The organism is Parabacteroides sp. AD58, assembly GCF_023744375.2.
Classification (GTDB): Bacteria; Bacteroidota; Bacteroidia; order Bacteroidales; family Tannerellaceae; genus Parabacteroides; species Parabacteroides absconsus.
This window is the reverse complement of record NZ_CP146284.1, coordinates 1,090,041-1,111,563: the sequence shown is the minus strand read 5'-3', so window position 1 is coordinate 1,111,563 and position 21,523 is coordinate 1,090,041. Positions and strand designations below refer to the sequence as shown.

19 protein-coding genes, 1 tRNA gene and 2 pseudogenes are annotated in these 21,523 nt (G+C 43.1%); 8 read left to right on the top strand and 14 right to left on the bottom strand.

What is annotated here, in order from left to right; all coding sequences use genetic code 11:
* The first annotated feature begins 86 nt into the window (after window positions 1-86).
* The 3 genes from lysA (at window position 87) to NEE14_RS04705 (ending at window position 2,596) form a co-directional block, all read left to right on the top strand.
* Window positions 87-1,244 (top strand): diaminopimelate decarboxylase, encoded by a 1,158-nt coding sequence (gene lysA / locus NEE14_RS04715; protein WP_251966773.1) that lies wholly within the window; start codon window positions 87-89, stop codon window positions 1,242-1,244.
* Window positions 1,245-1,249: 5 nt separating this feature from the next.
* A complete protein-coding gene (locus tag NEE14_RS04710) occupies window positions 1,250-2,422 on the top strand; it encodes a glycosyltransferase (RefSeq protein ID WP_251966772.1) in 1,173 nt (390 codons plus the stop codon).
* Window positions 2,423-2,523: 101 nt separating this feature from the next.
* Window positions 2,524-2,596, top strand: a tRNA-Phe gene (locus NEE14_RS04705).
* Window positions 2,597-2,733: 137 nt separating this feature from the next.
* On the opposite strand, the gene NEE14_RS04700 is transcribed toward NEE14_RS04705, so the two are convergent.
* Complete coding sequence (locus NEE14_RS04700) at window positions 2,734-3,111, bottom strand: winged helix-turn-helix transcriptional regulator (RefSeq protein ID WP_251966771.1); 378 nt, start codon at window positions 3,109-3,111, stop codon at window positions 2,734-2,736.
* Window positions 3,112-3,273: 162 nt separating this feature from the next.
* Here NEE14_RS04700 and NEE14_RS04695 point away from each other — a divergent pair, with 162 nt between their 5' ends.
* The 3 genes and pseudogenes from NEE14_RS04695 to NEE14_RS15845 all read left to right on the top strand — a co-directional run.
* Complete coding sequence (locus tag NEE14_RS04695) at window positions 3,274-3,657, top strand: nuclear transport factor 2 family protein (RefSeq protein WP_251966770.1); 384 nt, start codon at window positions 3,274-3,276, stop codon at window positions 3,655-3,657.
* Window positions 3,658-3,673: 16 nt separating this feature from the next.
* Entirely contained in the window at window positions 3,674-4,213 is a 540-nt protein-coding gene (locus tag NEE14_RS04690) for a flavodoxin family protein (RefSeq protein WP_251966769.1), read from the top strand.
* Between the two features lie 132 nt (window positions 4,214-4,345).
* Window positions 4,346-4,538: pseudogene (locus NEE14_RS15845) on the top strand (IS1182 family transposase); the annotation flags it as partial.
* Window positions 4,539-4,923: 385 nt separating this feature from the next.
* Here NEE14_RS15845 and NEE14_RS04680 read toward each other — a convergent pair.
* The 10 genes from NEE14_RS04680 to NEE14_RS04635 form a co-directional block, all read right to left on the bottom strand.
* Window positions 4,924-5,094 (bottom strand): hypothetical protein, encoded by a 171-nt coding sequence (locus NEE14_RS04680; protein ID WP_251966768.1) that lies wholly within the window; start codon window positions 5,092-5,094, stop codon window positions 4,924-4,926.
* Between the two features lie 6 nt (window positions 5,095-5,100).
* On the bottom strand, window positions 5,101-6,009 hold the full coding sequence (locus tag NEE14_RS04675) for a permease (protein WP_251966767.1): 909 nt from the start codon (window positions 6,007-6,009) through the stop codon (window positions 5,101-5,103).
* Between the two features lie 260 nt (window positions 6,010-6,269).
* Entirely contained in the window at window positions 6,270-7,313 is a 1,044-nt protein-coding gene (gene arsB / locus NEE14_RS04670) for an ACR3 family arsenite efflux transporter (RefSeq protein ID WP_251966766.1), read from the bottom strand.
* A 4-nt stretch (window positions 7,314-7,317) separates the two neighbouring features.
* On the bottom strand, window positions 7,318-7,779 hold the full coding sequence (locus NEE14_RS04665) for an arsenate reductase ArsC (protein WP_251966765.1): 462 nt from the start codon (window positions 7,777-7,779) through the stop codon (window positions 7,318-7,320).
* Between the two features lie 54 nt (window positions 7,780-7,833).
* A complete protein-coding gene (locus NEE14_RS04660) occupies window positions 7,834-8,844 on the bottom strand; it encodes a hypothetical protein (RefSeq protein WP_251966764.1) in 1,011 nt (336 codons plus the stop codon).
* Window positions 8,845-8,854: 10 nt separating this feature from the next.
* On the bottom strand, window positions 8,855-9,823 hold the full coding sequence (locus NEE14_RS04655) for a permease (RefSeq protein ID WP_251966763.1): 969 nt from the start codon (window positions 9,821-9,823) through the stop codon (window positions 8,855-8,857).
* 111 nt (window positions 9,824-9,934) lie between these two features.
* Entirely contained in the window at window positions 9,935-10,168 is a 234-nt protein-coding gene (locus NEE14_RS04650) for a thioredoxin family protein (protein WP_021970629.1), read from the bottom strand.
* 34 nt (window positions 10,169-10,202) lie between these two features.
* Window positions 10,203-10,910, bottom strand: a complete 708-nt coding sequence (locus NEE14_RS04645) for an aromatic aminobenezylarsenical efflux permease ArsG family transporter (protein WP_251966762.1) — start codon at window positions 10,908-10,910, stop codon at window positions 10,203-10,205.
* Window positions 10,911-10,921: 11 nt separating this feature from the next.
* A complete protein-coding gene (locus tag NEE14_RS04640) occupies window positions 10,922-11,362 on the bottom strand; it encodes a nitrophenyl compound nitroreductase subunit ArsF family protein (RefSeq protein WP_251966761.1) in 441 nt (146 codons plus the stop codon).
* 535 nt (window positions 11,363-11,897) lie between these two features.
* Window positions 11,898-12,491, bottom strand: coding sequence for a Crp/Fnr family transcriptional regulator (locus tag NEE14_RS04635; protein ID WP_251966760.1), 594 nt, complete (start codon window positions 12,489-12,491; stop codon window positions 11,898-11,900).
* Window positions 12,492-12,812: 321 nt separating this feature from the next.
* On the opposite strand from NEE14_RS04635, the gene hcp reads away from it, so the two are divergent.
* Both hcp and ric read left to right on the top strand, forming a co-directional pair.
* Window positions 12,813-14,465: a hydroxylamine reductase gene (hcp, locus tag NEE14_RS04630; protein ID WP_251966759.1), complete on the top strand. Its 1,653-nt coding sequence runs from the start codon at window positions 12,813-12,815 to the stop codon at window positions 14,463-14,465.
* 11 nt (window positions 14,466-14,476) lie between these two features.
* Entirely contained in the window at window positions 14,477-15,208 is a 732-nt protein-coding gene (ric, locus tag NEE14_RS04625) for an iron-sulfur cluster repair di-iron protein (RefSeq protein ID WP_251966758.1), read from the top strand.
* Between the two features lie 238 nt (window positions 15,209-15,446).
* On the opposite strand, the gene NEE14_RS04620 is transcribed toward ric, so the two are convergent.
* From NEE14_RS04620 to NEE14_RS04610, 3 genes and pseudogenes are all read right to left on the bottom strand, one after another.
* Entirely contained in the window at window positions 15,447-16,265 is an 819-nt protein-coding gene (locus NEE14_RS04620) for a carboxymuconolactone decarboxylase family protein (RefSeq protein WP_338578802.1), read from the bottom strand.
* A 65-nt stretch (window positions 16,266-16,330) separates the two neighbouring features.
* Window positions 16,331-17,422 carry an alpha/beta hydrolase gene (locus NEE14_RS04615; protein ID WP_422394679.1) on the bottom strand — a complete coding sequence of 364 codons (1,092 nt, stop codon included), beginning with the start codon at window positions 17,420-17,422 and terminating at the stop codon, window positions 16,331-16,333.
* 250 nt (window positions 17,423-17,672) lie between these two features.
* Window positions 17,673-21,513: pseudogene (locus NEE14_RS04610) on the bottom strand (TIM-barrel domain-containing protein).
* Window positions 21,514-21,523 lie beyond the last annotated feature (10 nt).

Below are 21,523 nucleotides of genomic sequence, written 5' to 3'. Positions count from 1 at the left end.
GCCTGACTCAACCTTTTTCTTTGTTCTGTCTCTGGGGCATACAGAAACTCTGGAGGCAAACTTGAATCATTATAGTATATAGGCTTATGTTGAAAGGTAAATTTCCGATTGATAAATTCAAGGAGCTGAAGACTCCTTTTTATTATTATGATGTTGACTTGTTGAACGAAACCCTGCAGACAATTCAGGCTGAATCCGGAAAATACGGATATCATGTACATTTTGCCATCAAGGCAAATGCCAATCCGCGTCTGCTGTCAATAATTGCTGCGGCAGGCTTGGGCGCTGATTGTGTGAGCGGAGGTGAAGTTGAAGCTGCCATCAAGGCTGGTTTTCCGGCAGAAAAGATCGTCTTTGCCGGAGTAGGTAAGGCTGATTGGGAAATCAATTTAGGGCTTGATGAGAATATCTTCTGCTTCAATGTAGAATCGTTGGCTGAATTGCGTGTTATCAATGAACTGGCTGCAGCCAAGAACAAGGTGGCTCGTGTGGCTTTGCGTATTAACCCGGATGTAGATGCTCATACCCATGCTAAGATAACTACCGGTCTGAAGGAAAATAAATTCGGTATCAATTTGGGATTATTAAATGGCGTACTGGATGAAATGAAAGCCATGTCGCACGTACGTCTGATTGGTATCCATTGTCATATTGGTTCCCAGATAACAGATATGTCCGCTTTCCGTAACTTGGCTATTCGGATCAATGAGATTCAGGAAGAATTGGAAAAGAAAGGCATACAAGTAGAGAACTTGAATTTAGGAGGTGGTTTGGGCATAGATTATTATCATCCGAACCATTTGTCAATACCTGCCTTCGATAATTATTTTGCTGTCTTCCACAAACTGCTGGATTTGCGTCCAGGTCAGCAGGTACATTTTGAACCGGGCCGTTCGGTAGTAGCTCAATGTGGCTCATTGATTTCTCGGGTATTGTATGTCAAGGAAGGAGAAGTCAAGAAGTTTGCTATTCTGGATGCCGGTTTTACCGATCTGATTCGCCCGGCCATGTATGATGCCTATCATCGTATCGAAAATATTTCCAGTGACAATGATGTAGAAGTTTACGACGTAGTCGGTCCGATCTGTGAATCATCAGATGTCTTTGGAAAAGATGTTGAGCTGAACGAAGTTCATCGGGGTGATTTTATTGCCTTGCGTTCGGCAGGAGCTTATGGTGAGGTGATGGCTTCTCAATATAATTGCCGTCAGCTTCCTGCAGCATATTTCTCGGATCAATTATAACTGAAATGAGTCTGTTACAATTCAGCCATCTGGAACTTGGTTTGGCAGGATTTACAGCGCTCCTGTTTTTAATAGTCCTGCTTTATTGTCTGGTGTTGTATCGTCGTCCGTGGCGACTGCGTTCTCAACAGCCTGCAATGAAGCAGGATTTGTCCTCTTGTCCTTCGGTGTCGGTGGTGGTTTATGCCCACGACAATGAAGAAAGCCTGGAAAAGCATTTACCTGCCTTGCTGAATCAGGATTATCCGGATTTTGAGGTTATTGTTGTCAACGACGGCATGTCGGAAGTCTGCAGCAACCGGTTAAGTCTGTTTAAGCGTGACTATCCTTATTTATATTATACATTCATACCCAAAGAAGCACGTTATATCAGTAAGAAAAAACTGGCATTGACCTTGGGCATTAAGGCCGCACGTCATCAGGTAATACTGTTCACCGAGGCCGATTGTGAGCCGATGACTACCAATTGGATACGTGCAATGGTGTCTTCTTATAAAGAAAAGACAGGAATTGTATTGGGATATGCTTCCTATCCATATCAGAAAGGATGGATGAATAAGCTGATAGCTTATGATAATCTGAAGTTTGGTTTGCAGTATCTCTCGGCCGCCTTGTTGGATCATCCTTTTTCGGGTTCAGGAAAAAATCTGTCATATACGAAGTCTCTGTTCTTTAAGAATAAAGGATTTTATAATCAGCTGTTCCTGAAAATAGGAGAAGACAGTCAGTTTATTGATGAGGTGGCAACGGCACAAAATACAGTAGTCAATTATTTACCGGATGCTTTGGTGAAAAAAGAAGAATATTACCGGTTGAAGAAATGGTCGCAGGAACGTATAGGGTTGATTTCAACCCGAAGCCATGCCAAAAAGCGTTTTTACCGGCTTTTCTTATTCGAGAATTTATGTTATTGGCTTTTCTGGATAGTCGTAATTGCATCTGTTGTTGTTGGGTGTATGGGAAATTTTCTACTATCAGTGTATGCCGGTCTGCTTTTTATAGCTTATTATATCATCAAAGGCTATTATTTTATGCAGTCGTCTCGGATGTTGGCACAAAAAATTTCATTTATCAGCTTTTTCCCACTGGATGTAGCTGATAATATTTATAGTCTTTATTTAGATATAGTTAGCTGTTTCAAGAAGAAACAGAATTATGTATTTCTGATAGAGAAATGAATAAAAAATAAATTTTTTCTGTCCAAAAGTTTGCATATTCAAAAAATGTCCCTACCTTTGCACCCGTAATCGAAACGATAACGGTTACAACAACAAAAAAAGGTGCCATAGCTCAGTTGGTAGAGCAAAGGACTGAAAATCCTTGTGTCCCCGGTTCGATTCCTGGTGGCACCACATAGAATCCTGATTTCCAAGCGAAATCGGGATTTTTTGTTTTCTGGTAATATGCAGAAACCAATCAATCAGATCAACTGAAAAACTCAAAAGTTCATAAAGTTCAAAAAGTTCACTGCGCCCTTGCGGATGTAACTTTATGTTTCCTTTGGCTGGTGATAACCTGCTTTTTCCCCATATTTCCGTTCAAATAAATCCGTATTTCGATTTCCCCATTCGATCATGGCATCAATAATAGGCAGCAGGCTCCGTCCTAAATCGGTCAATGCATATTCTGTACGTAGGGGAACTTCGTTATAGGTAGTCTTGTGCACTAATCCATCTTCCACCAGTTCTTTCAGCTGAATGTCGAGTACGCGCGGTGTCGCTTCTGGGAAGATTTTATGCAGCTCGCTCGGACGCAATGATTTATGCCTCAGTTCATCCACTATACATGATTTCCATTTGGAACCTATCAGGCTCATGGTCAGCCGGAGCGGGCAATCCAGATCTATGGGTATTTTTCTTTCGTACATGATTTATGGGTAATTGTTTACACAATACAAAGATACATATAACTCCCTGAATACGGTATACCGAATAATTTTTCGGTAAGTGAATAATTTTTCGGTACTTGTATGGATCATTCCCGACACATACATTTGCATCTGTTAATAATCCGCTAAGATATTATTATTATGAGAGCAAGTATCGAAGAATACGAGGCTGTAGAAAAGGCAGCCATGAAGTTTGTGAAGAGTGTGGCTGAGGGTAACAGCAGCTATGCGAAAGATCTGTTTATCGACGAAGCTGTGTTATTTGGCTATCTGGATGGAAAACTGGAGCATGGCAGTATCCAGCAGTTTTATCATAATGTAGACACTGTTAGAGCTGGCGAAGATTTCAAGGCACGCATCGATGTGGTGACGGTAGAAGAGACCTTGGCTGTTGTTCGTGTGCTGGAAGAAAAATGGGGTGGTCGTATTGACTTTACTGATTATCTGTTGTTGATGAAGATGAATGGCGAATGGAAATGCGTAGCCAAAGCTTATAATCAGAATTCGGACACGATTCATAAATAAAAAGGAGGATTTGAATATGAAAATTGTAGTGATTACAGGCAGTCCGCGTAAGAACGGGAACAGTTTTGCCATGACCGATGCGTTCATTAAGGAGGCAGAACAGAAAGGTCATACCGTGAGTCGTTTTGATGCTGCCTTCTTGAAAATTGGTGGTTGTCATGCCTGCATGACCTGTTATAAGACAGGTAAAGCCTGCTCGTTTGATGATGATTTCAATCTGATCGCTCCTGCTATTCTAGAGGCAGATGCAGTCGTCTTTAGCATGCCGGTTTACTGGTATTCCATACCGGCGCAAATCAAGGGAGTGATAGATCGTTTGTTCTCACTGGTAGTGGGCGGTAAGGATATTGCTGGTAAGAAATGTGCCTTAATTACCTGTTGCGAAGAAGACGACATGACGGTAATGGACGGTGTGCGTATTCCTATAAGGCGTTCGGCAGCGTTGTTAAAATGGGATATTGCAGGCGAAGTGGCTGTGCCCGGTGTACTGAATGTTGGAGATATTGATAAGACAGACGGTTGTCGTCAGGCGGCAGAGCTGGCCGACAAATTATAAGGCTAAAGGTTATGGTTATGAAGGGTGTCAAAAAGCACACCTTCTTTTTTAGCACAAAGCCCCGACTTTCACAAGCAGGGGCTTTGTTATTACCTAAAGATTTTGTATCTTTAAGCATAAAGATTTATACATATGGCAAAGATACATTTTCGTCCTTATATTCCCTATCAAAGGGCCCTTTTTTTACAAAGGATCGATGGAAATATCGCCGACAATGATCTGGCGCGTATGGTTGATGCTTTGGTTGAAAGCCTGAATCTTGATAGAAGGAGGCAGGAAGTTATGCAAAGAATGTGGCCGTAATCCATACTATCCTAAGTTGATGACCGTTGAGTGAAACCGTGAACGACTGATGAAGAAAATCCGTGTTCTGTTAAGCCAAATAGATGACGTCATTGCTTAGGAAAAAGCTTAGGAAAACAACGAGGAAATTGGGTTTACCCTTTCCATACTAACAGAAATAGTGGAAGAATTACGCAAAACACAGAGGGCAAGGTGTATAGAAGATGAGTAAAGAGGGCAAAATTGGCTAATTAAACACTTTTGCGGCCTTATTACCGCTTATTTTAACTATTGGGTCAAATCGAGAATATCTTTAGAATATCGCTGCCTGAAAAAGTTAACTACACTCTTATCGCAGATAAAGAAAAGAGGGTAAATCGCGTATTACGATATACCCCCTTAATATATTACACCTTAGGATGTGAGTACTAACAGCATCCGCAAGAGCTGTCATCATTTTCTTTCTTATCTTCTTCCGTTTTAGATTTTTCTTCTTTCTTTTCCTCTTTTATTTCTTCAATCTGAGGTCCGCAACAACAACATGATTTTGGTGCGAATAAAGAAGCCCAAAATCCTTTCTTTTCTTCTTTTTTGTCCATAAGTTCTTATAATAAAATGTTAAACAAATATCCTGATACAACAGCTGTCAGGAATATGACCAGCACAATCATGGTAACAAGTTTCTTCTTGAATATACTTGCCAGCATAGTCATTTCCGGTATGGCCATTCCTGCACCTCCGATAATGAGTGCGATAACAGCTCTTATACTCATACCCTTACCCATTAATGCAACTCCGATAGGTATGGCAGTTTCAGCACGTATATAAAGAGGAATACCCAATACGGCAGCTACAGGTATAGCAAACGGATTGTCCGGACCTGCAATATTCATTACAAAGTCTTGTGGCATATAACCGTATATACCAGCTCCGAGAGCAACACCGATCAATAGGTAACCCATTATTGGACGAAGACTGTCCCAAGCATTTGCAAAGGCTATTTTCAACTTCCCTTTGAATGGAAGAGCCCTTTTATCAACGATATTGTTACTTCCTGAACAGCATGAAGACGGTTTCAAACGTACATTTTTGACATACTTTTGCATACCCATTTTCTCCATTACAAAACCAAAAATAACGGAGCAGAGGAATGCTATGACAAAGTAGGCTATCATTGCCTTTATTCCAACTATTGCACCAAGCATTCCTATGATTATCGGGTTAAGTAACGGCGAGGCTATCAAGAATGACATGGTTGATCCGAAAGGAACACCCGCATTCAAGAATCCTACTGTCATTGGGATTGTAGAGCAGGCACAGAATGGGGTCAAAGCACCGAATCCGGCTGCTATTACATTACCGAACATCCCGGCACCGGACAGCCTTTTACGTATTTTCTCTTCCGGTACATACATGAGAATTATTTCAACCAATGCACTGATAAACATAAACAGTGCAACCAACTCAAAGGTTATCAGTACGAAATACTGAAGTGTTCCAATTAATGTATTCATAATGCTAACTTGTTTTATATTAACCATTAGTTACCGCAACATCCAACAGTCTGCATATATTAATGCCTGTATATCTCTCATTTTTATGATTATAGCAGCTTACTTACCACAACCGAAACTATATTTGATGTGCTCCTTTTATTCACCCGAATAGATAAGTGTACTTTCCGGACATAAGTTCCTGTAACCTTGACACCCGTCAACGCTCACTTCCGGTACGTTTTCAAATCTGCCCGACATGTTATTTGTTTTGTAAGCTTTTATTGTTTAAAGTATTTCCTGGTGTTGTTGGCGATCCTAACAAGCGAGAGCATGACAGGCACTTCTACCAACACACCGACTACTGTTGCAAGTGCCGCTCCGGACTGAAGACCGAAAAGCGAAATTGCAACCGCCACGGCCAGCTCAAAAAAATTGCTCGCACCAATCATTCCTGCCGGGGCAGCTATATTATGAGGCAATCCGGAAACCTTTGACCATCCGTATGCAAGGAAGAATATGAAGAATGTCTGTATGATCAAAGGCACGGCAATCAACAGAATATGCACCGGATTGGCAAGGATGGTCTCTCCCTGAAATGAAAACAGGATAACCAGTGTCAGAAGCAGCCCTATGATAGTCGCATTGTCGAACTTCTTCACGAATACATTATTGAAATAGTCTTCTCCCTTTTTCGATATTACAATGCGGCGTGTGATTACACCACCAGCAAGAGGTATGACAACAAACAGAACTACAGAAAGTGTAAGCGTGTCCCAGGGTATGGTTATTCCGCCAACACCGAGAAGAAATGCCACTATCGGAGCAAAAGCTACCAGAATAAGCAAGTCATTCACCGCTACCTGTACCAGCGTATAAGCAGCATCGCCTTTGGTAAGGTAACTCCATACAAACACCATCGCCGTACAAGGTGCGGCACCCAACAGAACTGCTCCGGCCAGATATTCTCCTGCAAGTGCTTCTGGTATCCATTGTTTGAATATCACATAAAAGAATATCCACGCAATACCGAACATTGTAAAAGGCTTAATCAGCCAGTTGACCACACAGGTTATGAATACTCCCTTCGGCTTTCTGCCCACATTCTTGATACTCTGAAAATCCACCTTCATCATCATGGGATAAATCATCAGCCATACAAGAATTGCTACCGGTATGGATACATTCGCATATTCAAACTTTCCGAGTGTTTTGGGTATGGCAGGAAACCATTGCCCTATGGCTATTCCCACTACAATGCAGATAGCCACCCACACTGTCAGATATCGCTCAAAAAAACCTATTCCTTTTTCCCCTTTCTCCATATCCTTATTTCTTAGCAGTTACCGCCGCAGAGCATTTCGGCAATTCCTCCTTTCTGATTTCTGTAATGTAGAAACGGGCAAAGGCATTTCTGATTTCGTCACGAACACGGCGGAACTCCGAATCGATGAATTCCGGTGTACCTGTAGCATGTGACGGATCATCAAAGCCGATGTGCATACGTTTGCCGACCTTTCCTATAAAAGCAGGACAGCTTTCATTGGCACCACCGCAAACGGTTATTACATAATCCCATTCCTGATCGAGATAAGTGTTTACGTGTGTAGGTACATGAGAACTGATGTCTATTCCTGCTTCCTTCATCACTTCCACAGCCTTAGCATTTACCTGGGCTGCCGGTTCGGTTCCACCTGAATATACTTCTAAATTTTTGTCGAATGACTGTAAGAAGCCGTGAGCCATCTGGCTGCGGCAGCTGTTTCCTGTACAAAGAATCAATATTTTCATTTATTCTGTTTTTTTATTGGTTTGACTTAAAATAGGAATGTTCCCCTATACTATTTATATCTTACATTCCACACTCAGGAGAAGATAATTCTCGCGTCTTCCGTTCCTGGCTTTCCAGCTCTGGTAGTTTGGTGAGATTCTTACTTGTCTAATGGGGGAATATTCAAAACCACCGATAATCGTGTGCCCTTCAGTGACATTGTTTGTGCGTTTACCCGTCGCATCGAGCAGGTCAAAACGTCCGAACAGATGCATTTTGCGTGCTATATTTACGGTCGTGTAAACTGAATAACCGTTCACATTTGTTCCGGATGAGAACTTATAGTTGAATGCCCGGTTATATTCCACTCCCAGTGAAAACCGGCTGTTGCTGTATCCGGCAAAAGCCGCTACCGAATACTGGTCTTTCTGCACGCCTGCATCCGTTTTCAGATACTCCGGTGTGTTATATATGTCACCGTATATCCTGAACATGAACCCTTTTGCCGGTTTCGATGTGATGCCGGCACCATACTTATACTTGTTGTCCATATTCTTGAACTTACGTCCTTCACCATTTGTCAATGCCAGATCAGCCGATATAACCGGTGAAAACTCATAACCGGCCACCACACCTATATCCTCACAAAAGGCGATGCCGTATTCTTCCTGAAAGGACTTGAAAATGTATCTGTGCCCCCAAAAGTTCTCCTGCTCTGAAAACTGTCTCAGGTTTACCAGTCCGGCAGACACGAAAAATCCGTTTCCTTTCCAGTCTATCTGTGCATTCTTCAGATATCCGTTGAACTTCGTTTTTCCGTTTTCATCGGCCACGGTTTCCACATTCATGAGGATTTTTGCGGAGAAACCTTTGGTAAAGAATCCTTCATAACCGACAAACGTACGATCGAGGTTGAATCCGCTGTTTTCATTCTTGTGTCCAAGCCCGGCCTTGTAGTTAGAAAAAAGAGTGAGCACAGGTTTTCCGGAAAAAGCCTTTTCACTCTCCTGCGCCACGGCTGGCTGGAGAGAAATGGCGGTCAGCATAACCGCAGGCCACCATTTCCTTAATTGTTTTCCAATCATCGTCAGCCCCCTACAGTATATAGTTAAACAGATAGCCCGACAGAATGATGAAGAATGCCACCGTTCCGAAGAATATGCCGATAAGCCTCCATGTCATTACTTTCTTCAGCAGGGTGGCTTCCGGCAGGGAAAGGCCGACGACCGCCATCATGAAAGCTATTGCGGTTCCGATGGGAATACCTTTTGCCACAAACACTTCGATGACAGGCACGATACCTGCGGCATTGGCATACATCGGTACGGCAAGTATAACAGACATCGGCACGGCATACCAGTTGTCTTTCGACATGTATTGCTGGAAGAAGCCTTCCGGCACAAAACCATGCATGAAGGCACCGATACCGATACCAATCAGGATGTATATAAGTACACCGCTGACAATCTTCCAGGCATCACGGACAATGGTTGGGAGTCGTTTGATAAAGGTGGTCTGGTCTTTTTCCCATTCATCGGCCTGGGCAGATGAGTGGGCTTGTATCTGCTTTACCCAGTCGCTCAGATAAGGAGCCAGACGCATACGGCCGAGTACGATACCGCCTATTACTCCCAACAGAATCCCGCTGATGACGTAAATCAGTGTCACTTTCAGGCCAAATGAGCCGAGGAACATGGCTACAGCCACCTCATTCACCAACGGCGAAGTAATCAAAAAGGCGAAGGTAACCCCCAAAGGGATGCCGCCTTTCACGAAACCGATGAACAGCGGTATGGATGAACACGAACAGAACGGGGTGATGGCTCCGAAGAATGACGCCAGCAAGTATTGCAACCCGTACATCTTGTGTGTGACGAGATAGTTCCGCAAACGCTCTATCGGAAAATAAGCGTTGACGATGCCCATCAATACACTGATGAAGAATAAAAGGATTAAAATCTTTATAGTATCATAAAAGAAGAAGTTTACGGCAACTCCTATCGGAGTATCGGCACTCAGTCCGAACAACCCGTAAACGAGCCAGTCAGCAAAATCCTGTATCATTTCTATTCTATTCTATTTTAATTCGTCTAAATACGAACAACCTGTTCGTTAAAAGAGCGGCAGATTCCACCACGGTTATCTCTGCCGCCCACAGTTAAATCATTCTGTGTCTCAGATGCCCAGCAGTTTCTTTACCTCGCTTTCAGTTGGAACCTGTCCTTTCATCTTCACCACCTCGTCAATCACCACGGCCGGTGTGGTCATGATGTTGTAGTTCATCATTTCCATGATGTCGTCCACCTTGGTCAGTTTCGCATCGATGTTGTTTTCTTTCAATACTTTCTCAATTACATTATAGGTTGATTTACATTTGGCACAACCCGGACCTAAAACTTTAATTTCCATGTTTGTAAATATTTGGTTTGTTATCAGATTCGTTTTATAAATACATTATCCAGCAATAATAGACGCCGACGAGGATAAACACCACGCCCACAATCAGGTTCATCCATTTCTGCACCTTCAGCATCCTGCCGTAGAAATTTCCCATCTGCTGTACACTGAAGGCAAGAATCCATGCAACGGCAAGTACAGGCAGGGAAGTGGCAATGGCGAATACCACAGGCAGCAGATAACCGGCTGTCGCTGTGGCTGACATCGGTATGAGCATACCGAAATAGAAAACACCACTTGTCGGACAGAAAGCCAGGGCAAACAGTATTCCAATCATCAGGGAACCCCATCCACCTTTTCTGGCGAGACCTTCCGCATTTCCGTGGAAGCCAAACTGCGGGAGGTTCAGTTTGTCGCCAAAGAGCATGAACAGACCTATCCCGAGCAGAAGCGGACCCAGCACAAGTTCCCCCCATGTCCCGATGGCCTTCTGTATGCCGAACATGCTGGAGCCTTCTTTCAGAACCATAATCAGTACTGCTCCGAGCAGGGTGTATGAAAGGATACGCCCCAGCGTATAGAGCAGGCCGTTCCGGAAAACGCGCTTTCTGTTTTCAATGTCTTTTCCGATAAAGCCGATGGCTGCGATGTTCGTTGCCAGCGGACAAGGTGACAGCGCGGTCAGCAGTCCGAGCAGAAACGCCGTCAGTACGGGAGTGGAGCTGTTATCCAGCAATGTCTGTAACCAGTCCATAACCTTTTCCGTTATTTAAGCATTTCATTGACAGCCTTGACCACCCCAGCCTTGAATACATCCGGCGACTTGCGGGCATTTCCGAAAGCAAATTCGGTCATATTCTCGTATGTTTCCTGTCCGTTCTTATATTTAACGACAAACAGTGATGACCAGGTTACCTCATACTTTTCGGCTATCTTCTCATTCTCCTTCTTGCTGATGTCTATTACCTTAAAAACAACCTCACCCCTTTTGAGCTGTTCAGCAAAATTTTCTTCCATTGCAGCTTTTGTATTGTTTTCTATAGCCATACAGGTTGCGCAACGCTGCTTTCCATGAAAATACAATACTTCTACATGGTCTTTTACTGTCACTTCTTTTTGAGCCTGTGCTTCAGTTCCGTTCTTTGCGTTGATGTTGTAAGAGATAAAGGCGAAACATACAGCAATTAAGAATAAAATCTTTTTCATGTCTTTCTATTTTTTATTGTTAGGTATTCGCAAAACCACGAATTAATTCTTCAAAAAAAAGAGCTCACTTATAGCAGCCCTCTTTCTTGCATATAGGTTGTCCAGAAAATTGGCAAACATATTTTTGCGGTTCCCTAGTTTTGTTTGTTGTTCGCAAAAGTACGAATATACTTTGATTAATCAAATGAATTATCATATTTTAATATTAAAAACATTTATTATCCCTCTTTTCAAAGAAAAATTCTAATCTTGATTTGCTAAACTAATGATTATACATAGGAGCCAGTGTATTTATGGAAATGTCCAAGATAGAAAAACAACTGAAGGAGCTGACTTTTCCATATCTGAATTGAATGGTAATTTACTCTATTATAAAATAGTGGAATGCTTCATTATAAGGGGCGTCAGAGGATAAAAAAATTACGTAATATTTTGCTGCTGGATATTTTCCTGATAATCTTGAGGAAATATGCGAATTATTTATTTGCTTGAATTAAAAATTATAGTTGCAAGATAGGCTGTATTATTAGGGTGCTTATCCTTTCTTTATTTTGTTTTCTGCAATCAGTTCAGATAGGGCACGAGCAAGAGATGGGCGTGTGACACCAAGACGTTGGGCAACCTCCCGTTGATTATGTATATCCGGATTCTTTTCGAGGTAGGCCAATATACGCGTTTTGAGGTTTTGCAATGCGAATTCATTAACTTTTCTACTTAAGAATACTCCTCGATCGGAAATATCTCTGAGGAAGTTTTCAAGCATGACTGGATGTTTGTGCATAAATTCAAGAAAATGAGCCTTACCAATAATATACAATTCACATGGAACTAATGCTTCCACATTTACCGGGAAACGATTCTCTGTCGCAAAGATAAATGCTGATGCAAGAATACACGGCGCAGTCATTTCATCGACAGTTATCTCCTTGCCGTCATCTCCACTCATACTACATCTGACGCGTCCCGATATAAGGATATAGGCACCTCGGCATAAATTGCCTTGACGAGCTACGGAGTCACCTGCATTGTAACGTCTTAAATTACTCGGAGCTCCGTACAGGAATTCTACAACATCTGTTTCATTCAACCCTTTAAAAAGAGATATTTTGAGTAGTTCAGTCAACTGCATATCTTATTTAAGTTTTATAGAATCGAAGTGTAACATATAGTATGCATGATGTACAGCAAAGTGTCTTTGTACAAAAGTAATAATTAATGTTGGAATGGGCGAAGATTTAAATTAGAAAGCTCAAAACATTACATTAATTGCCAAAATTAATAAAGACAAGTGTCTTCAGAACAATCTCTTTCAGGTTGTATTTTATTTTTCTGAGCCTTTAAAATAGCATTTTTAAGAATTGTTATGGACAGGTGTAACATATGGTACAGATTAAGCTGAAGAAGACCTCTATTTTTGTCGAATAAATAAGATAACTAAATACATTTTTATATGAGTAATATGTTTTGTTTTCAGTGTCAGGAGGCCGCAAAGGGTATCGGCTGTACTTTAAAAGGTGTTTGTGGAAAGAATGACACAACTGCACGTGCAATGGATCTGTTGCTTTTTACCGTACGTGGCATCTCGATCGTTGCTACAGAACTTCGTAAGAACGGCAAACAGCCTTGCGACAAACTTAATACTTTCGTAACCGATGCATTGTTCTCGACCATTACTAATGCAAACTTTGATGACGATAGCATTTATACACGTGTGGATGAGGGATTTATCAAACGTAATAAACTCATAGGGAAAGCTTTGGAAATGGGCATTTCTCTGCCTGAAATCGATGAGTTGAAGTGGAATGGTACTCGTGAGCAATACGACGAGAAGGCTGCTAAAGTAGGCGTAATGCGTGAAACAAACGAGGATATACGTTCATTAAAGGAGCTTATTGTCTATGGTCTAAAGGGAATGGCCGCTTACCTTGAACATGCAAACCGTCTTGGCTATAACGACGTATCCCTGCATGCATTTATTCAGAATACATTGGCTACTATCACCGTGGATAATCTTTCTACTGAAGAACTTACAACTCTGGCTCTTAAGACTGGCGAGATGGGTGTGCAGACCATGGCACTACTTGATACAGCAAACACATCAAGCTATGGTCACCCAGAGATTACAAGTGTAAGTATTGGTGTTCGCAATAATCCCGGCATTCTTATCAGTGGTCACGATCTGCACGACTTGGAACAGTTACTCGAACAGACAAAAGATAGAGGCGTGGATGTTTATACCCACGGCGAGATGCTTCCTGCCCATTACTATCCAGCGTTCAAGAAATACCCTCACTTTGCCGGAAACTATGGTAACGCATGGTGGAAACAACGTGAAGAGTTCACAGCTTTCAATGGCCCAATCATTTTTACTACTAATTGTATAGTTCCGCCACTGCCAGGCGCAAGCTATACCGAACGTATGTTCACTTCAAATTCGACAGGCTTCCCCGGTTGCAAACACATTTCAACGGATGAGAATGGCCACAAGGACTATAGCGAAGTGATTGCTATCGCCAAAAATTGTGCAGCTCCTACTGAGATTGAACATGGAGAAATTGTTGGAGGTTTCGCCCACAACCAAGTGATGCAACTGGCCAATAAGGTGGTAGATGCAGTAAAGAGCGGTGCTATCCGTAAATTCATCGTAATGGCTGGTTGCGACGGACGTATGCGTGGTCGCGAATACTACACATCATTCGCTGAGCAACTGCCAAAAGATACCGTTATCCTTACGGCCGGTTGTGCTAAGTATCGCTACAACAAATTGCCTCTTGGTGACATCAACGGAATTCCCCGTGTGCTCGATGCCGGTCAGTGTAACGACAGCTACTCATTGGCTGTTATCGCTTTAAAGCTCAAAGAGGTATTCCAGCTGAATGATATCAACGAACTGCCTATTGTCTATAATATCGCTTGGTATGAGCAGAAGGCTGTTATCGTATTACTGGCTCTTTTATACCTCGGTGTGAAGGAGATTCACCTTGGTCCTACATTACCAGCATTCATTTCTCCAAATGTGGCTAAGGTGCTTGTCGAAAATTTCGGCATCAATGGCATCGGAAGTGTAGAGGGAGATTTACAGAAATTTGGTCTGAACAGATAAAATAAATAATTATGATAAAAAGAGATTATAACTCATACACTGTCGGTCAGATTGTAGCCGGCAACTTCACTGCCTCCCAGATATTCGCTCGCTATCGCATCGATTTCTGTTGCCATGGCAATGTTCCCTTCATACGGGCTTGCCAAAATAGTAATGTAAAACCTGAAAATGTGGCAAAGGAACTTGATGAATTGCAGGATCGTTCTGCAGGTGGTACCTATGATTTTGTATCGTGGCCATTGGATCTACTATTGGATTATGTGCAGAAAATTCATCATCGTGGCATTCGAATCAATGGTCCTCAGATTGCCGAATTACTCGATAAGGTGGTTCTCGCACATGCTGAGAAGCATTCAGAACTGTTGCAGGTTCAGAAACTTTTCCATGATTCACTCAATGACTTGTTAAGCCATCTTTTGAAAGAGGAGGATGTACTCTTCCCTTATCTCTATGATCTCTTTAATGCAAGTGCATCAGGAACAAAGATTGAACGTTTCCATTGCGACACGATCCAGTATCCAATCCATGTAATGGAGCTTGAGCACAGTGGTGAGGGTGAGCGTTATGAAATTATCTCAAAACTCACTAATGGATTTACAGCTCCAGAAGATGCATGTGCAAGCTATCGCTTGGTGTTACTGCAACTTAAGCAGTTCGAAGCAGCACTTCATGAGCATATCCATCTGGAAAATAATATTATCTTTCCTCGTGCATTACAGCTGGAGAATGAGTTGGTAATGTAAGTTTATAATATAACATTGAAATTTCATTGAGAAAGTTATTTTCAGGATATGTATGTTTCAATTGTATGGAACATCAGTAAAAAGTATATCAAAGATTAATTTACATCTCCAAATTGTTCTAATCACTTTACTTTACTTTGCAACACAATCTGCGAAGGATAAAGTAAAGTGATTAGTATTATATATATTTACCGTCGGTTTGATTAAAATGCCTCCTGATTATGGCATTTGTTCTTATTTAAAGCTTGCTGTATTCTTCATCCGTAACTGGTTCCAACCATTCATTTGAAGTATTTTCTCCTGCTACTTCAAATGCCAGATGAGCGAACCAACTGTCAGCTGCAGCTCCGTGCCAGTGTTTGACGCCTGCCGGGATATGGATGACGGTTCCTGGAAGAATCTGAACTGCCGGTTTTCCTTCTTCCTGATACCAGCCACGTCCGGCAACGCCGATGAGCATCTGGCCTCCGCCTTTTGTAGCCCGGTGAATGTGCCAGTTGTTTCTGCAGCCAGGTTCGAAGGTTACGTTAAATACTGGAACTTGTTCGTTGGATACCGGCGCCAGATAGCTGTTGCCTGTAAAATATTTTGCATAAGCTGTATTGGGCTCACCAATGGGGAAGATCATTTCCCGCTGGAAGATTGCTTTCGCATCTTCGGCGCTTGCATCTTCTGCCCACACTTCTTTCGCCAGGCGAAAGGCTGCCCATGCTTTCGGCCAGCCGGCATAAAAACTGATATGGGTGATGATTTCGGCAATTTCAGTTTGTGTGATTCCGTTTTGCTTGGCTGTCTGCAGATGATAGGTGAGTGAACTATCTGTAATACCTTGACTGATCAGTGAAGTGATGGTTACCAGGCTACGGTCACGCAGTCCGAGTTTATCTGTTCTGCTCCACACTTCACCAAAAAGGACATCGTCATTAAGTTCTGCAAATTTTGGAGCAAATTCTCCCAGCTGATTCCGGCCAGCTGTCTGTTTTATTGTTTCTTGTGCCATGATTGTTGTACAGTTTATTGTCATTGCGATGATCGCAAGGATTGTTGTTATTTTCATATAATTGCCATGTGTTTGTTTATTAATAGTCCTGTTATGTGCTGATTATGATGCAATGCATTGCTTTACTTCAGATATGTTTGCATGAATTTTACGATCTGATCAAATGGGATGACTTGAAGATTATCATATAAATCTACGTGATTGGCTCCGGGGATAATGAGTAATTCCTTGTTGTCTCCTGTTAACTTCTTGAATGCATCTTCGCTGAAATAACGTGAATGAGCTTTCTCTCCATGCAGCATAAGTACGGCACTACGTATTTCACTGCTGTAGGCAAGTAAAGGCATGTTCATGAATGACAATGAGGAGGTCTTATTCCAACCGTTATTTGAATTGAGTGAGCGTGGGTGATAACCTCTGGATGTCTTGTAATAAGCATAATAATCTTTTACGAACTGCGGAGCATTGTCGGGCAGTGGATCCACAACACCGCCGGCTAAGGCATACATTCCGTTCCGGTAGTCTTCCGTGCGTTGTGCATTCAACTGTTTGCGGAGTTCATAGCGCTGGTCAGCCTGCATCGAATCGAAATATCCGTTAGCAGTTACCCGGCTCATGTCGTACATCGTACTGGTAACAGTCGCTTTGATACGGGTATCGATGGCGGCAGCGTTGAGGGCAAAACCTCCCCAGCCACAGATACCGATGATTCCGATACGACCGGGGTCTACATCAGGACGGGTACTGAGGTAATTAACGGCAGCGCAGAAATCTTCGGTGTTGATATCGGGAGAAGCAACATAGCGTGGTTCGCCACTGCTTTCACCTGTGAAGGACGGATCGAAAGCGATGGTCAGGAATCCGCGTTCTGCTAACGTTTGAGCATACAGACCAGAAGACTGTTCCTTGACTGCGCCAAACGGACCGCTTACAGCAATGGCCGGAAGTTTTCCTTCTGCATTTTTAGGAATATACAAATCAGCAGCCAATGTGATGCCATAGCGGTTGTGGAAAGTGACTTTCGAATGATTGACCAGGTCACTTTTGGGGAATACTTTATCCCATTCTTGTGTAAGATTTAATTTTGTTTCCATAAAGCTACTTTTTGTGTTATTGATTTCTGTTGTTTCAGTATTAGGGTTTTCTGCATGGAGATTGCCCAAGAGACAGGCTCCAAACATGACTGAACATAAATAGAATGACAGTTTTCGCATAGACTATATAATTTTAGTTGATTGAGCTTTTATATCTCATGACAAAAGTAGCGTGGTTTTTCTTCGTGTTTTGTAGATATTTTACGGATTCTTACCCGTGTGAATTACCTTAATTACGGATTTTATCGATGAGGAAGGGTTATAAACCAAAAAGGCGCGGCCTTCAACGATATGTGAGGAATGATTCCTTATTGTAATCGTTGGGACCGCGCCTATCCGGATGTTCAGCCAGTAGTAGTTAGGAAGATTATCAGAACTTCTGTGTATTCAGAGTCCTGTCGATCAACAGGCCGTCTGTCGGGACGAGTGAAAACTTCGCCTTACGTTTCGCTTGGAAAGTAAGGATGAAAAGATCATTCGAACCTGAAAGTACAGGCTTATCACCTAAATTGACGAAGGTTGGATAGAGAACTTTCTGACCGTTGGTATGCAAGCGGTCGTAAGTCAGATTTTCCATTTCTTCCATGCCCGTGGTTTCTACTCCAATGAACTGGAAGTCTTGCTGGTCATACGGAAGTGCAAAACTCAGGGCATTGACAGCACAAAGGTCAACTCCTTTAACTCTGATCCGGACAGTATCGCCTGCTTGTACGGCCTGCGTCTTGTCGAGACTGAATGCCAGTTGGCCGGAAACTTTATCTTGTCCCGGATCTTCGATACCGTCTTCCAGTTGAGTTGCCACAACTGAGATATCATATGCATCAATCAGATTATTGCGGTTGATATCTCCAGCACTGACATAGTCGAAGTCGGCGTCGCCTTTCCGCAGGCCGGTATAGTTCATATAAGAGGTAAGGTCGTTGTTGTCGATCTTACCGTCGTTATTGATATCACCCGGCAGATAACTTTCCGTTCCCGGTACTTTGAAGACATACAGTTCACGGCCCGACCCATAATTACCGGCTGCTTCTGTCACATGTAGTTTGATATAACGTGCCTGTGGATGATCTTTGAATTCGAAGATCTTCACATCGCTGTTACGTTTCCAGACAAAGGAATCAACGGTAGCCCAGTGTTCTTTATCAAGACTGTAAGCAACTTCTCCCCGGAGAATTGTACCGTTACCGCTGTCAAGTCGGGGAAGGTAATGAAATTTATCCAGCTGGCTATAATTGCGCAGATCAATGATCAGATCGAAAGGCACTGCTTTCTTTCCATATTCCGAATGCCAGATGTCACCTGTTTCTGCCCAGTCGAAGAGACGACTAACTTCAAATCCTTCCTGCGAAGGCGCAGAAGATTCTCCCCGGATGCCCTTTATGGCAAATTCCAATGGGTTTGATTTGGTTTTCACGGCAAAAGACGCCCAGTCTGATGTACCTTCCTGATTGACGGAGCGTATCTTGAAGTTGTAATCTGTCTCTGCTTCCAGCCCCTCAAAGAGCAGTGATGTATTTTTGATGGACGTGTAAAGCATGTGATTGAACTCTATTTCGTAGTAGTCGGCATTCTCTACCTTGTTCCAAGTTGGAGTGACGCTATAGGCTTCCCGGTTTTCGTCTGTTACTTGTGCTTTTGGCGCTGTGAGGCTGCCCTGTGAATGGAAATACGAATTACCCATATCGAAGTGATATCCCTCAATCATCAGTTCTGTAGCTGAAGCGGTGATATCGGCAGTCTCCAGTTTGACCCGTAATTGTGGATTCCTGTGAATGGAAACCTTAGCAAAGTCACTGCCCGGTGTTGCAAATCGGTTCCATTCGGGACTTGCTTCATAAAAGAATACATTTACACTCTTTCCGAAGGCCTCGGGCGAAGTTACTTCAGTCAGTTTTATCTTACGGCCTCCTAATTGAGCTGTCACTTTTCGGGGCTTTTCTGATACTTGTACCCGGAATTCAGTCTGTTTTTCCTTCTCGAAACCGGTGAAGTTTCCGGTTGTCGGAGCAATTCGGACGGTTACTTTCCCGTTGTTTTCCTCCATGTCAATCTGCGTAGTAGTACTTTCGCCCAGCCGATAGGCTTCCGTGCGGCCATCATCGTCATATTCTGTGAATGAGGTCCGGCCTGCCGGATAAAGTTCATATATGCGGACATGCTTGTTGATCTCTGACACATGGTTGTTGGGATTCGTCATCGGAATGATTGCTCCGGCTTTTACAAAGACAGGCAGTTTCCAGATGGGTGCTTCCCAATTATTCACTACTCGGTTTCCTTCATATTTTTCCCCGGTAAAGTAATCAATCCAGGTTCCTTCCGGCAGATAGATGCCATCGCGGATATCATTTCCTTCTTCATCGGCTGCCGTATTCTTGTAAATCGGGGCAACAAGGAAGTACGGGCCATATAAATACTGGTATTGTGTTGCTTTACCTAAGGTATAAGGATTCGGGTATTCCAGAAACAGAGCCCGGATCATCGGTAATCCGTTTATTGCTTCGTGAGCGATGCTATATGTATATGGTATCAGTTCTGATTTCAATTTCAGATATGACCGGTTGATGGAAGTTGCAGGTTCACCCAAGGCATGCGGATATTTCTCGTTAACCATCCATATTGAGCTGCATCGGACTCCAGGTTTTCCATTGGAAGTCGCGCATATTGACTACCGGATTCTTTCCGCCGAAGATACCATCCATGTCGGAGGTGATATTCGGTTGTCCGGATAAGCCAGAACCAATATATGTCGGGATATGGAAACGGATGTATTCCCATTCGCCTCCAGTCTGGTCGCCCGACCAGATGCCGGCATAACGCTGTGTGCCAGCCCAGCCGTCTAAAGAGATGATGAACGGGCGTGCGTCATTTCCGTAATAAGGCATGATGTGAGCCACGTCAGCTACTCCGTTCAAGCCGAATGAATAGCCGTCGCCAACCCAGGCAACGTCGGTTTTGAGGACACGGACTCCGGCGTCACGTACTTCCTTCACAATATCCCGTTGGAGCAGTGCGCTAACTTCTGGCTTCGGATGCAAATCCGATTGCGTCCAAAGACCGATCTCCACACCCTGCTGATGGGCATACTCGGTCAGGCTCTTCAGGTTCTGGATATTTCCGTCGAGTGTTTCTGTCTGACCATAACCTGCGCCATAACCGTCGTTCGGAAGAAGCCATCCTAATGGCATATCATGTGCTTTATAGCGGTCGATTACGGCTCGTGCCGAGAACTGATAATTACCTTTCTCACCATTGAGCGATTCTTTGATACCACCGTTATCCTTTTGGCTTTCCTTATACCGTTTGCCGTCTTCGAAGAGGATTCCTTTTTCATCTTCTTTCCAGAAATCACGGTTGTAGGCATTCAGATGTCCTTGATAAAATCCGAATTTAGGCAATAATACTGGATTTCCTGTCAATTGATAGAAATCATTTAGTAGGGGAACAGCTCCGTCGTCTATCATAAAGAATACATCCAGATAATTTGTCTCGTGTGAAAGAGAAACTTCACCTTTCTGTGTAGCACCAAAGTCATATTTGCCTGGCTTGAAAGTATACCACATGAAACCATATCCGGCTGTAGACCAGTAGAATGGAGTAGGAGATGCCACACCGCCGTCGGTCCAGCTGTTCTGATTAACTATGGCGATACTCTTTCCTTTGTGAGAGAATCGTCCGTTTTGCACACCACCGCCATAGAAGTATTCGTCCGGTTGTTCCTTAAGGTTTAGGCAGGTCCTGTTTTTCTCGTATGAGACAGGTCGTACTTCTTCCACTACGGTATGCTGTGTTACCCGGTTGATGACTTTCATTCGGCCGTCTTCTTTGGCGAATTGCAATTCTATCTGATCGGTGAAGATGCTGATTCGTTCGTCTTTGTCTTCTATTTGGAGTACAGAAATCGGTTTTCGGGGTTGATTTACTAAGATTTGAGCCTCCGGCCGTGCTTCCGGATCCCGGATAATACCTCCCTGATTATCCTGAAACATCCGAAAGATGTTCGGCCCGTAAAAGTCGAATGTCATCCGTTGGCCATTACTGAACACGAGATCGACGGTTGTCGGATTAATCTGTTGGGCACAGACTATCGGGGTGATAGCACTAACTTCTACAGAAGTAAGCTCTGATGGTTGGACGGCAAGCATAGGGCTTGCCATCAGCAACATCGGGAAAACCCAGGTAAGCAGTCTGGGTTGTTTGTCCGTTTTTTTCATATGTAATGTC